The organism is Clostridium hominis (assembly GCF_014287825.1).
Classification (GTDB): Bacteria; Bacillota; Clostridia; order Clostridiales; family Clostridiaceae; genus Clostridium; species Clostridium hominis.
In genome coordinates, this window is record NZ_JACOOO010000013.1 from 93265 (window position 1) to 106246 (window position 12982).

At 29.9% G+C, this 12982-nt stretch carries 14 protein-coding genes; 13 read left to right on the top strand and 1 reads right to left on the bottom strand.

The window, feature by feature from the left end:
* Positions 1–273 precede the first annotated feature (273 nt).
* The 8 genes from H8S20_RS07345 (at position 274) to H8S20_RS07380 (ending at position 7585) form a co-directional block, all read left to right on the top strand.
* The gene (locus H8S20_RS07345) at positions 274–1278 is read left to right on the top strand and encodes an efflux RND transporter periplasmic adaptor subunit (protein WP_207725276.1); all 1005 of its coding nucleotides are present in this window, start codon (positions 274–276) and stop codon (positions 1276–1278) included.
* Positions 1279–1280: 2 nt separating this feature from the next.
* Positions 1281–2480 carry an ABC transporter permease gene (locus H8S20_RS07350; RefSeq protein WP_186859672.1) on the top strand — a complete coding sequence of 400 codons (1200 nt, stop codon included), beginning with the start codon at positions 1281–1283 and terminating at the stop codon, positions 2478–2480.
* Between the two features lie 41 nt (positions 2481–2521).
* Positions 2522–3139: a hypothetical protein gene (locus H8S20_RS07355; RefSeq protein ID WP_186859673.1), complete on the top strand. Its 618-nt coding sequence runs from the start codon at positions 2522–2524 to the stop codon at positions 3137–3139.
* A gap of 4 nt (positions 3140–3143) precedes the next feature.
* Positions 3144–3830 (top strand): ABC transporter ATP-binding protein, encoded by a 687-nt coding sequence (locus H8S20_RS07360; protein WP_186859674.1) that lies wholly within the window; start codon positions 3144–3146, stop codon positions 3828–3830.
* A 110-nt stretch (positions 3831–3940) separates the two neighbouring features.
* Positions 3941–4528, top strand: coding sequence for an ATP/GTP-binding protein (locus H8S20_RS07365; protein ID WP_186859675.1), 588 nt, complete (start codon positions 3941–3943; stop codon positions 4526–4528).
* A 93-nt stretch (positions 4529–4621) separates the two neighbouring features.
* A complete protein-coding gene (locus tag H8S20_RS07370) occupies positions 4622–5587 on the top strand; it encodes a serine hydrolase (protein ID WP_186859676.1) in 966 nt (321 codons plus the stop codon).
* Between the two features lie 364 nt (positions 5588–5951).
* On the top strand, positions 5952–6707 hold the full coding sequence (locus tag H8S20_RS07375) for a tyrosine-protein phosphatase (protein ID WP_186859677.1): 756 nt from the start codon (positions 5952–5954) through the stop codon (positions 6705–6707).
* A 128-nt stretch (positions 6708–6835) separates the two neighbouring features.
* Entirely contained in the window at positions 6836–7585 is a 750-nt protein-coding gene (locus tag H8S20_RS07380; protein ID WP_186859678.1) for a thioester domain-containing protein, read from the top strand.
* Positions 7586–7605: 20 nt separating this feature from the next.
* Here the strand turns inward: H8S20_RS07380 and H8S20_RS07385 are convergent, their stop codons facing one another.
* Positions 7606–8244: a sigma-70 family RNA polymerase sigma factor gene (locus H8S20_RS07385; protein ID WP_186859679.1), complete on the bottom strand. Its 639-nt coding sequence runs from the start codon at positions 8242–8244 to the stop codon at positions 7606–7608.
* Positions 8245–8640: 396 nt separating this feature from the next.
* On the opposite strand from H8S20_RS07385, the gene H8S20_RS07390 reads away from it, so the two are divergent.
* The 5 genes from H8S20_RS07390 to H8S20_RS07410 all read left to right on the top strand — a co-directional run bounded on the left by H8S20_RS07390 (position 8641) and on the right by H8S20_RS07410 (position 12976).
* Positions 8641–8880 (top strand): hypothetical protein, encoded by a 240-nt coding sequence (locus H8S20_RS07390; RefSeq protein ID WP_186859680.1) that lies wholly within the window; start codon positions 8641–8643, stop codon positions 8878–8880.
* 509 nt (positions 8881–9389) lie between these two features.
* The gene (locus tag H8S20_RS07395) at positions 9390–10061 is read left to right on the top strand and encodes a YveK family protein (RefSeq protein ID WP_186859681.1); all 672 of its coding nucleotides are present in this window, start codon (positions 9390–9392) and stop codon (positions 10059–10061) included.
* A 124-nt stretch (positions 10062–10185) separates the two neighbouring features.
* Positions 10186–10863, top strand: coding sequence for a YveK family protein (locus H8S20_RS07400; protein ID WP_186859682.1), 678 nt, complete (start codon positions 10186–10188; stop codon positions 10861–10863).
* A gap of 135 nt (positions 10864–10998) precedes the next feature.
* Positions 10999–11652, top strand: coding sequence for a CpsD/CapB family tyrosine-protein kinase (locus tag H8S20_RS07405; protein ID WP_032120173.1), 654 nt, complete (start codon positions 10999–11001; stop codon positions 11650–11652).
* A gap of 667 nt (positions 11653–12319) precedes the next feature.
* Entirely contained in the window at positions 12320–12976 is a 657-nt protein-coding gene (locus H8S20_RS07410) for a sugar transferase (RefSeq protein WP_186859683.1), read from the top strand.
* The last annotated feature ends 6 nt before the right edge of the window (positions 12977–12982 follow it).

Genomic DNA, 12982 nt, shown 5'->3' on the forward strand with positions numbered 1-12982 from the left:
ATATAGGTAAAACTGTTAGTTATAATAACTAGCAGTTTTTTTACTATTTAAAATAGTGTTATTAATTTATTTTGTAGTTTAAGTAACACTAAATAAAATTTTTATAATATCAATATTCTTATTGTTGTGATTAACTATCATAAATTACTCTGTAATTTAAAGTTTATGTATACAGTTAACCGTTATTTAACTCTGATATTTGTATTATGGGTATATAAACAACATTAAAGAAAAGAGGAACTAACAAAACTAATGGGAGGAGAGATTAGGAAGTTGGTATTTAAGAAAAAGAAGTCTTTAACGATTATATTTTTAATTGCGATATTAGCAATTACAGCAGGATATTTTACTATTAAAAATGTAGATGACAAAAATCTAGAAGAGGAAATAAACAGACCGCGAGAATATGAGGTAACAAGAGGTAATATTACAGCAGGAACTAATGGAGCTGGGATAATAAAGTTTGAAAGTGTTGACCATAATTTTAGTCAAAGTGTAACTATTGATGAGATTTATGTTAAAGAAGGACAGAGAGTATCTGAAGGAGATAAGCTAGTAAGTTTATCAGTGGAAGAGATACAAAAGAAAATAAATGAACTTTATGGCTCATTAAAAAGGGCTAATATGGAGCTTGAACAAGCTAAAAAGGCACCAGAATACTCTAAGGATGCAGTTGAGTTAGCGGAATTAGAAGTATATAGACTAAATACAGAAATTAATAAATTATATGAATTAAGAGAATCGCCTGTACTTTATGCAAAGGTAAGTGGAGTAGTAATGTCTTTAGGAGGTACAGCAAATTCTATAACATCACCTGATATACCTATTGTTGTAATTGGAAATTCAGATAAGGTATTTGCAGAAATAGTTGTATCTCAAAATGATATTAATAATATACAAAAAGATCAAATTGTAACTTTAGAAGTAGCTGCCCTTCAAGATGAAAAAATTCCTGGGAAAGTAAGCTATGTAAACTTAAAGCCAAACTCAGAGGGGAATTCTACTACATACAAGGTAATAGTTGATGTAGAAGGAAAGGACTATGGACTTCTTGAGGGAATGACTACAAATGCTCAGTTTATATTAAAGGAAGTAAAAGATGTACTTATACTTTCAAATAAAGCTATAAAACTTAAAGATGGAAATCAAGTTGTAAATGTAAAAAATGAAGATGGAACTTTAAGGGAAGTTACTATACAAACTGGATTCTCAGATGGTAGAAATAGTGAAATATTAAGCGGATTAAAAGAAGGCGACACTGTCGTAGTTGGAGGATAAGTATGAGATTCTCTGAAACACTACGAATTGTATTTATAAACATAATTCAAAATAAATTCAAAGTTCTTCTTACCTCCCTTGGAATAATTGTAGGTGCAGTAACTATTGTATTAGTAATTGCAATCGGTCAGGGGGGAGAAGATGAAGTTATGGCTCAGTTTAGTGGACTAAGTGCAGAAACTATTTATGTAAACCCTGATTATTCAATAAGTAGTTTTAATAATAACGAAAGTATACCAAAGCTTACAGTTGATATTATGAATCAGATAATGGATGAAAGTACAACTTTATCAGCTATAGATATAAGGGGTAGTGCCTATAAAGAATCTGTCATTAATGGAGTAAAAGAGCAGATGGCAATAGCAGGAGTAACCGAAGAATATTCAAAAGTATCCAATTTAGATGTTGTTTATGGAGAGAATATAAGTGATATTGATGTTGAGGATTATACCAATGCAGCTGTTATAGGAGATGGACTAGCTAAGAAATACTTTATGAAGCCAGAGGACGCAATTGGAAGTACTATAAAAATAAATAATAGAACTTATATTATAAAGGGAGTATTGGAAAGAAGAGGAGACGGAATGCAGGGATTAAGTCCCGATGAAACTATATTTATTCCATTTAGCACAGCATCTCAGTATGTATTTGATAATAATACAATGCCTCAGATTGTTGCTCTTGCAAGTAAGTTATCTTTAGTTAAAAGAGCAATGGCCGAAATCAAAGACACAATAAATTATGTTCTTGAGGATGGTAGTGTATATAAGCTAGAGGATGCAGGAAGTAGAATAGAGGCAGCTACAAAATCAGCCAAAACTATGAAGTTATTACTTATGTCAGTTGCAACTATAGTATTTATAGTTGGAGGCATAGGTATTATGAATGTTTTATTTGTATCAGTAAAAGAGCGTACAAAGGAAATTGGAATATTAAAAGCCTTAGGAAGCTCTAAAAAGGATATAATGATACAGTTTCTTTTAGAGTCAGTAATTATAAGTGGTTTTGGTGGTGTAGTAGGAATATTATTAAGCGTTTATATTATGCCGCTTATGAAATATACAAATATACCAGTAACACCTTCAGTTAGTGGGAAAGTTATGGCGTTAATATTTGCAGTTGCAACAGGTACATTATTTGGAATATATCCAGCTTATAAAGCGGCAAATTTAAAACCAATAGAAGCGTTAAGTTATGAATAACAAAAAATATTAAATATAAATGTTGAAAGGAAGTAATAATTATGAAAATGAAAAAATACTTAGCTTTAGGATTAAGTATATTAGCAATAATGGCAATGGTAGGGTGTTCATCAAATGATACTCCTGAAAATAGTAGCGAAGATAACAATACGTCAGAGGTTAATAATTCACAAGATGAAAACAAGGGAAATGAGGGGTCTGAGGAAAGAACATATCTTGGAAAAGTTAAGAAGATAGTAGGAAATGAAATAGAAATAGAATTAGCAAAGGATCAAGACGTAAGTGGAAATGGTTCAAAGTTACCAGAGGGTGTTCAGTTTCAGGAATCAATAGGGGGAGATTCAGGTTCTATACCTGAAGGTAGTCAATCACTGACAGAGGGTAGTGGTGAAGCAATTAGCCAAGATTCAATAAGTATAGATCCATCAGAAGGTGGAGAGGTATTTCAACTTGGAGATCCAGGAGATAATGAAAAGTTAGAATTAGAATATACAGGTGAGACTATAAAAATTACAATTCCAACAGGTGCAAATATATTTGATATGAGATCTGGAAGTGATAGTAAATTATCTGCAATAAAAACAAACTCAATAATAAAGGTATTTGCAAAAGGAACAAAAGAAGCTCCAATAGTTCAATCTGTTGATATAGTGGAATAAGGTTATGGAAACTATAATAAAATTAGAAAATATAAATAAGTCTTATAAAGTAGGAGAAAATTCACTTCATGTTCTTAAGGATATAAACTTAACTGTAGAAAAGGGAGAGTTTATCGCAATACTTGGAGCATCAGGTTCCGGAAAATCTACACTTATGAATATTATAGGTTGTATGGATAATAGTGATGATGGGGAATACTTTCTTGAAGATATACAAATACACAAGTGTGGTGATGATGAACTAGGAAAAGTACGTAATGAAAATATCGGGTTTATATTTCAAAAATATCACCTAATACCACAATATACAGTTATTCAAAATGTTATGATGCCTTTGTTAATTAGAGGAATGTCCCGTAGAGAAGCTACAGAAAAAGCAAGGGAAATTCTCGAAAGTATTGGATTAGGAGATAGAATGAATCATAAGCCCAATGAATTGTCAGGGGGACAGCAACAGAGAGTAGCAATTGCTCGTGCTCTTGTAACAAAGCCAGCATTGCTTCTAGCTGATGAACCAACAGGGGCACTTGATTCAAATACTGGAAAAGAAATACTTCAATTATTTAAAAAAATGAATGAAATAGGTAACACTATAATTATGATTACTCACGATACCAATGTTGCAAATTATAGTAAAAGGGTGCTATATCTTGATGATGGGGTCTTGACTGAAGGAAAAACTAATTACTAATTATTACTTATGTCCAAAGGTTGAAAAAGTCGAATTTTGTTGTTATAATTAAATCCTGTTATTACGAATAATCATTTGAAATTTATTATAAATATTTGGAGGATTTGCCAATGCCAGTAAGAATTGCTATCCTAGGGGGACCTAGATGTGGGAAGACAACATTAATTCAACAATTATATGTAGACTTAAAGATTAGAGATATAAATGTAGGAGTTGCTACAGAATATAGCACAGATTATTTAAGAGAAAAGGGAATGATTGAATCAATCTCTGAGCAATATGGAATATACTTAGGTCAATTACACTTAGAAAAGAGCTTAGACAGCTTTGATTATGCAGTAACTGACTACGCTACATTTGTACCATACATATACGGAAGATTAATGCTTGGAGACAAGATTAGAACTAAGAAAGAAATCGAAATATTAAAAGATTTATACAGCTTAGCTTTAAGAGATTTACCACAATATGATTACATATTCTTCGTACCAAGAGAGTTTGGATACAAGAAAGATGGAGTAAGATGGCAAGATGAAGAAGTTGCTCAAGCAGTGGACAAGGCTATCTTAGGATTCTTAGATGCTGAAAATGTTAAATACTCAGTAATCAAAGGATCAACTAAGGAAAGATCAGAGCAAATAATGAAGATTGTTGGAATAAATAAAGAAGTAATACAACCGGTTGCTATTGCAGAGTAAAAACTACATAATATAACCTTCATGTGGCATAACGTTTTTGGGACAAGTTGTGCACATGAAGGTTTTTTTTTGAAATATACAGGGGTGCGTATGATGAGAAATAAAAAGATGATTTGGATAATATCTATATTTATAGTATTTGTATTAGTAATTTATATTGCTTTTATTAAAAAGGATATATTAAAGGAAGAGACTTTAGGGGCAGGTAGCTCTGATAATTATAAAAAAAATATATCAATAGATAAAGGCTCCGAAAGAAAAAGAGATGAATATGATTCTAATAGTGATCTAGGTTTGCGAATAGATGAAGTCTTAGGTGATTATAAAGATAATGTAGCTATATATTATTATAATTTAAATACTAATGAAAAATATACTTTAAATGAGAATAAAGAGTTTATAGCAGCATCAACTACAAAGGTAGCTACAGCAATGGATATTGCAGACCAAGTACAATCAGGTGTATTTTCAATGGATACACTTGTGGATTATACAGAAGAAGATTATGAAGAAGGTAGTGGAGTCTTATATTTACAAGATGAGATTGAACCATTGCCTATAAGCAAGATAATCGAATTATCTATTACTGAATCAGATAACATAGCTAAAAATATGCTTAGAAGAATTAGTAAGATAAAAACAGATGATTATATTGAAAAAGTAACAGGTGAAAAAGTAACGCCAGGGAATATTACTACAGCTCAACAACAATTCGAAATATTATATAGACTATATACTAATCCAGATGGCAATGAGTATTATGATGATATAATAGAACATATGAAAAATACAATTTATGATGATAGAATAGCTAAATATGTTCCTTATGAGAATGTTGCCCATAAAATAGGAGAATATTATAGATATTATCATGATATTGGAATAGTTTATGATGAAAATCCTTACATTTTAGTGGTATTAACTAAGGATATAGGGGAGTTATCAGATACATCATATGAAGGAGATGGTGAAGCTGATGATAAATATTTAGTTGACTGGGGAGAAAGTGCAATAGAACTAATAGAGGAGATATCTAGAGTTGTTTATGAAAATCAATAATTTATATCTGCTTGTTTAATAGCACCTAATTAAAAGTTATTAAGTGTAAGACTGTTTATAATAAGGATAATTATGATGATACTGAATTTAGTAATTTTCGTAAGGAGCTTGAAGAAATATTTTCAACAGGTTGTCTTGTAAAAATAGATAATTATATTTTAAAGGTTTGATGTATAAATACATTTAGTAACAGTTTGTACATAAAAATGCTATAGTTAAATTTATAGATTTTTTGTATAATATATTAAAGCTTTTATGATGGAAAGAAGTAATATTTTATTAACATAAATTTAGATTTGGTCGTATAAATATATAAATTAAATATATAAATATGTAATGATAAAAAGAGAGGGATATAGAAAGTATGATAGATATACATTCGCATGTTATACCTAGAATTGATGATGGGGCGAAAGATGAAGAGATGGCCGTCAGTATGCTGAAGATGGCTGAAAAAGGTGGAACTAAAAAGCTTGTTGTGACACCTCATTTCATGAGAGGTAGATTTGATTATGAATATAATGAAGTTACCGAAGCTGTAGAAAAGCTTAGAGTATTAGCTAAAGATAATAATGTAGAAATTGAAATATATCAAGGACAAGAGATTTATTATTCAGATAGAATAATTGAATATTATAATAGAGGTTCTATTGGGACAATTAACGGGACAAGATACATGTTAATTGAATTACCAATGCTTGAATTTAATCTAGACCAAGTTATAGACAACTTATATGAGCTACAGCTAAAAGGGATAACCCCTATAATAGCTCATCCTGAAAGATATAGACCATTTATAAAAAGGCCTTCATTAATAAATAAGCTAATAAAGGAAGGATGCCTTTTCCAACTAAACACTGGTAGTATTACTGGAGAGTTTGGAAAAGATGTAAAAAAAACAGCTGAAGCTTATTTAATGAATAGAGTTTATAACTTTATAGGTTCTGATGCACATAGAGATACAAGAAGAAATACAGATTTAAGTCAATTCTTAAATATTGTAGAAAAAGAAGATATAGTTCTATTTAAAGAATCATCAGAAGCTATGTTAAACAACGAAGAGGTAGAGTTTATAGGAGCGATACTAAAAGAAAAGAAAAAATTCCTGGGGATTTTTTAAAGTAATGTTTACCTGCGGCAATTTAGTTTGTCGCAGGTATTTTTATATAAATATTAATCTGGAAAATGCTAATACTATTAAGATACAGACATAAAAGCAAAAGATAAAATTGGACAGAGGTGATGAAAATGAAAGCTTTTAAAGTTCTATATTCTAAGGTTAGTATTTTAGTATTAGCATTTATCTTATTAGGCACATCAATAAGCAGTTTTGCGCTTATTAATGAGAATTGTAGTGTTGAGCCTAAAGGTTTAACTATAAATACTGAGGATAGAATAATAGGTGAGTTTTATTATGATAATTTTAAGGTTGATGTGCAGAAGATAGTTTCCGCTGCTGGTATTGGGTATTGTCTTGATTTAGATAAGGATTATCCGGTTGGACAAAGGTTTAGTTCTTATGGAATTGCTACTGATGATATAAATATAATATTATCTAATGGATATCCAAATAGAGGAGTTGATGAGCTTGGGGTAAATGATGAGGATGAAGCTTACTTAGCTACTCAAGTTGCATTATGGACTTTGTTTGAAGGATACAATATAAATAGGATTGATACAGGAAGTGTTGAGGTTAATGCTGCTGCAAAGATTATATATAATAATGTAATGAATAATAGAGGATACAATCTTGAAAATGATACTATTCTTTATAAAACTGGAAATTATAATATTCAAGGTGTTGTTATATATGTTAGACAGCCAATAGATATTAAGCCTATTCCACCAGTTGAAGTGGTACCACCTGTAGAAGAGGGAACGGGAGGAGTAACATCTCAACCAAATGACCAAAAGCCAGTAGAGGATAATAAAGAGCAAGGTACAGGTGGAGTTAATGATAATATCCAAGAGAATTTACCTGTTGGAAAAGGAAGATAAGAACAGTTAAGAATTAAAAGTTATTGGAGAAGTGAGCGTAGTTTCTTCAGTGACTTTTTTAATTTCATTCTAGAAGTGTGGTAGGTGAGGTTATTTTCTTTGCAATAGTTTAATAGAGAGTTAGATTTTTTCATATAGGCTATGTTTATTAATTCTAGCTCTTCTATAGATAATGTATTAATGGCTAATTGTAATCTAGAGATTTGTTCAGAGGTGATATAGGATTTTTCAAGGTCAATAGTATCTTGGATTAGATCGATTATTTCAGAAGAGTCTTCATTATTAGTAGGTATGTTAAGGCTTGATTCAGTATTTCTTTTGATATGAGTTCTGGCAAGGGTGCCATATTTGTTTCTTATAGAGTTGATAACATATCCATCAAAGACATTTGGATTTTTAGAAAGGTCAAACTTGTCTATAGCATTTATGATTGCTATTTTGCCTTCTTGTTGTAAATCAGATTTTTCATAATCCTTCAATTTATATATGCGACTATATTTATCGACCAGGGGAGAATACTTATTTATTAATGTAAGTGTTGCATCCTGGTCTTTTTCTTTTGCTTGCTTCAAAGCTTCTGTTAAATTTGTATTGTTTCTTAGGTGAGAGTTTTTTGTAGATGAGATAGTAGTTTTAGAAATGTTATTAGTTTTGATCATAAATTTTAAAATACTCCTTTCGAAAGTCAAAGATAAGAACTTATGTTCATTATAATTATAACATAAAATGGTAATAATATAAATATATTAATTGAATTAAAATAAAATTAATAATTAATGTAGAAATATGTAGAAAAAAATAGAAATATATTTACTAAATTATGGAGTGTTGATATAATTATGTTAGTTAAATAGGAATTATTATGAAATTAAATAATATGATTAAAAAATACCCAATACATTACGCAAAAGTATCAAAAAATAGCGTGAAATATCTTCGTAAAAACTATAAATTAGGACAAAAAACATATAAAATAGTAAAAGAAAATCAAAAGTTGCCGATATATAATATAGGATTTAATTATAAAAATATAAGGAGGATTTAATATAAGGAGCATGGGTAATAAGTTAAAGCTTTATAGATGTATATTTTTAAAAGAAAATAAAGATTATATAATAGGCAAAGATATTTTTAACTCAAAAATATATAATATTAAAAAAAGTGAGGAAACTTCAGAATTTAAAATTGGAACTGATAATTCTTTTTATGCCTCAGAGGAAAAAGGTGGAATACTTTTCAAAAAAAGTATATTAAGAGTGATTAATTACAATGAGGTATTAAAGATGGCTAAGTAGTTCTAATTTTAGTCATCTTTTTTAATTATTACTAAAAATATAATGTAAGTTATATTGAATTTTTTATGAACTGAGTTTTTAATGAAAATAAAGTAAAAGAATGAAGTTTAATTTAAAATTTAATATAACAATATTAAAAAGAAGCTAAAATATAAAAAATGGCAAAAGAAAACAGTGAAAAAGATAAAAAAATAAAAATCGTTAAACAAATTACGACAAAATATTTTAAGAAAATATTGACAATAGATATATATATTACATTTTAAGGTTTTATAAAATGTTTTCACGTTTAAAAATCAGCAAATGTCGAAAATTTTATTTCTTAAAATTAAATGTAAATGCTAACAATTAAATAAAAAATGTAATTAAAAGGGAAAGATATGTTTTTTGATGTTGAATTGCAATGTTTTCAAAAAAGAATTTAGTTGTTATAATCACTGTGGGAAAACGATACGACTATATTTTTTATTAGTTAAAAATTATAAATTAAAAATGATAAAGGGTTAGGTATGAAAGAAGTAAAATTTGAAGATGTTTTTAGGAGCTTAAAAAATAACTTAAGATTAATTTTAATTAGCACTTTATCAGTAACTTTAGTATCAGCTATAATAACTTTTTTCTTTATACCACCAGAGTATGAAGCATCTACTAAAGTTTATATTGGTAAAGAAAGATTTAAAAATGTATCTACAACTTATACTAATGAAGAGATTAATATGTATCAAAGGCTTATAAAGACTTATTCTGAATTAGTTAAAACTAAAGATTTAGTTAGAAAGTCAATAAGTAATGTTGGACAAGATATATCAGTAAACGAAGTATTGTCCAAGCTTCAAGCTATTTCAATAGCAGATACTCAAATACTTCAAATAAAGTATGTAAGTGATAGTAGGGAAGAAGCATATGATATGGTTTATGGGATAACAGAAGAATTTATGAAGTTATCTAAGAAGCTTTATCCAAAAGGAAATGTTCATATAATTCAACAGCCTATTGTTCCAGAAATTCCTGTAGGACCTAATAAAAAAATGAATGTTGCTATAGGAGCATTGCTTGGAATGATGATTGGATTAGGAGTTACCTTTTTAAAGGAATTTATGAATGGTACATATTCAGATAAAGAGGAAGTAGAAAGAGATTTAGAGATTCCATGTATAGGGATTATTCCGAAGATTGATTAGTCGCTAAAGCGAAGAGAAATTTGCCTTTGGCAGATAAATCTTCAACTGTGTTGAAGAGAAATATATCCTTCGGATAGAGAAATGTTCACCTGGGGTGAAGAGATATTAGATAGGAGTGAATTAAGTGGAAGAACAAGTGATAAGTATTGAAGAGATTTTTGAAGCTTTAAAGAAGCGTTGGAAGATGATAGCTTTAATTACCATAGTAGCAACAGTTATCTCAGGAGTTTTTAGCTTCTTTATAATTGATCCAGTTTATGAGGCAAGCACAAAGCTTTTTGTAGGTAAGGAAGAAAATTCAGAAGAAGTTTATAACAGTAATGATATAGCAATGTATCAAAAACTTTTAAAAACTTATTCTGAAACAATAAAGACTAGAGACTTATTAACAAGTGCAATAAAGGATTCAAATTATGACTTAGAGGTTGGAGCTGTATCAAGTGCATTAACAGTAGTTCCAGTAGCTGATACTCAAATACTTCAAATAAAGTATCAAAGTAAGGATCCTAAGGAAGCAGAGATAGTCCTTAAAGCAATTTCAAATAATTTTATAAAGACAGCTAAGGAATTAGTTCCTAATGGTAATGTTAGAACTATAGAAGCTGTTGAAATGCCAGAAAAACCAGTTAGTCCAAATAAGAAGATGAATATAGCAATAGCATTCTTTTTAGGATTAATGGTAAGTGTAGGTTTAGTATTCTTACTTGAGTATTTAGATAACACTTATAAAACTAAAGAACAATTAGAAAAAGAGTTAGAATTACCAGTACTTGGGGTTATTCCTACTTTAGAAGATTTATAAGGAAACACCTACCCATATAAATTCGTAGGTGTACATATAAAGTGTAAGTTTAAGTTACCAAATTGAAATTTTGACTTTCACTTAAATTTAATTAACTAAATAATAGATTTAGAATCTCATTTTGGAGGTAGAAAGATGTTTGTAGTTGACCAAAAACCAAAGTCTATAGCTGCTGAAAGTTATAGAACTCTTAGAACAAATATACAGTATAGCTCTTTTGATAAACAATATAAGAGTATAGTTGTAACAAGCTCAGAACCAGCAGAAGGTAAGAGTACAACAGCAGGGAATTTAGCGCTTGCAATGGCTCAAGGAGAGAATAAGGTTCTTTTAATAGATTGTGATATGAGAAAACCTTCGTTACATAAGAGATTTAGAATATCTAATAATTATGGATTAACAGATTTATTATTACATAAAAAAACTATGGAAGATGTAGCTATCCAATATAATGAAGGCTTAACAGTAGTACCAGCAGGGAAGGTACCACCAAATCCATCAGAGATGTTAGGATCAAGAGCTATGACAATCTTCTTAGAAGAGATGAAAAAGCACTTTGATTACATAATAATGGATACACCACCAGTAGGAGCTGTAACGGACTCACAAGTACTTTCTACTAAGGTTGATGGGACAATCTTAGTTGTAAAAGCTGGTGCAACAAAGAAAGATGTTGTTATGAATTCTATAAATGCAATAAAGAAGGTTAATGGAAATATTATTGGAACAGTTCTTAATGGAGTAGAACAAAGTAAGAATAAATACTATTACTATTATGGAAACGAATAGTCGCTGACGCGAAGAGAAATGTTATCTTTGGTAAGAGAAATATGCCTTCGGCAGAGAAATATATGACTACGTCATAGAGAAATTTGACTTCGGCGAAGAAGTGTTTGCTTCGTAAGGAGAAGGATTATATAAGTTTATAGCTTGTTGAGGGGAGAATAAGCTTAATAAGTTCGAATATATATATAGCTGTTGTATTGGGGGATATGACAGGCGAGGATGATTACCTTTAGACAGAGGTAGATTAGTTTGTGTAGGTTAAAGGGGAATGGTTTTGCTTGCGCAAAAGTCCAAAGGTCGCTGCGCGACTCCAAGTGTCGCCTGTGGCGAGGCCAAGAGTTTTGCTTGTGAAAAAGACCTGTATCTAGGGAAGTGAATACTTAAGATAAGTGGTGTGGATTCGTTGAAAGTTTGGGAATAGCTTTGACGGAGTATGATGTTTTTATAGGGGAAAGTTTTCATATATGTAACGTATTTAAACAAAGGATAAGAAAAGGGATTTTAAATAAGCTATATATGGGAAATAAAGCTTGTTTGATTAATTTAAAATTCCGGTGTTTGGGGGAATACCGGAATTTTTTATGGGGTTTTTAAAGTATTTTTATTAATTTTTATAGTGGTTTATTATTTTTTTTAATTATTTAGAAAGTTATGTTAGGGGTGTTATGTCATGGAGGAACTACAGTGTAGGATTGATGATAGTAAGATTGTAGTAGAAGAAAGGAAAATGTATGAATTTTCCAAGAGAAGTATAGACATATTAGGATCATTATGTGGATTAGTTTTATTAAGTCCGATACTTTTGATAATTATGGTTTTAATAAAGTTAGAATCTAAAGGACCTGTGATATTTTCTCAAGAGCGTGTAGGTCGATATGAGAAGAAGTTTAAAATGTATAAGTTTAGATCAATGGTGATAAATGCTGAAGAGTTAAAGAAAAAACTTGAAGCTCAAAATGAAATGTCGGGACCTATGTTTAAGATGAAGGATGATCCTAGAGTTACTAAGGTTGGGAAGTTTATAAGAAAAACTTCATTAGATGAAATACCTCAGCTTGTGAATGTTCTTAAAGGGGATATGAGTCTTGTAGGCCCAAGACCAAGCCTACCTAAAGAGGTTGCTCAGTTTGAACTTTGGATGCATAGAAGACACGATGTAAAGCCAGGATTGACTTGTTATTGGCAGGTAAGAGGAAGAAATAATATAGATTTTGAAGATTGGATGAAACTTGATATTAAATATGTTGAGGAAAGAAGTTTTTGGGGGGATATTAAGTTAATTTTTAAAACAGTATTTGTACTGTTTGGAGATAAAAATGCTAGCTAAAAGAGA

Coding starts and splice junctions, on each gene's coding strand:
- H8S20_RS07405 (WP_032120173.1), top strand. CDS start 10,999: ATGTTTGTAGTTGACCAAAAACCAAAGTCTATAGCTGCTGAAAGTTAT.
- H8S20_RS07390 (WP_186859680.1), top strand. CDS start 8,641: ATGGGTAATAAGTTAAAGCTTTATAGATGTATATTTTTAAAAGAAAAT.
- H8S20_RS07370 (WP_186859676.1), top strand. CDS start 4,622: ATGAGAAATAAAAAGATGATTTGGATAATATCTATATTTATAGTATTT.
- H8S20_RS07395 (WP_186859681.1), top strand. CDS start 9,390: ATGAAAGAAGTAAAATTTGAAGATGTTTTTAGGAGCTTAAAAAATAAC.
- H8S20_RS07355 (WP_186859673.1), top strand. CDS start 2,522: ATGAAAATGAAAAAATACTTAGCTTTAGGATTAAGTATATTAGCAATA.
- H8S20_RS07350 (WP_186859672.1), top strand. CDS start 1,281: ATGAGATTCTCTGAAACACTACGAATTGTATTTATAAACATAATTCAA.
- H8S20_RS07360 (WP_186859674.1), top strand. CDS start 3,144: ATGGAAACTATAATAAAATTAGAAAATATAAATAAGTCTTATAAAGTA.
- H8S20_RS07365 (WP_186859675.1), top strand. CDS start 3,941: ATGCCAGTAAGAATTGCTATCCTAGGGGGACCTAGATGTGGGAAGACA.
- H8S20_RS07375 (WP_186859677.1), top strand. CDS start 5,952: ATGATAGATATACATTCGCATGTTATACCTAGAATTGATGATGGGGCG.
- H8S20_RS07380 (WP_186859678.1), top strand. CDS start 6,836: ATGAAAGCTTTTAAAGTTCTATATTCTAAGGTTAGTATTTTAGTATTA.
- H8S20_RS07410 (WP_186859683.1), top strand. CDS start 12,320: ATGGAGGAACTACAGTGTAGGATTGATGATAGTAAGATTGTAGTAGAA.
- H8S20_RS07385 (WP_186859679.1), bottom strand. CDS start 8,244: ATGATCAAAACTAATAACATTTCTAAAACTACTATCTCATCTACAAAA.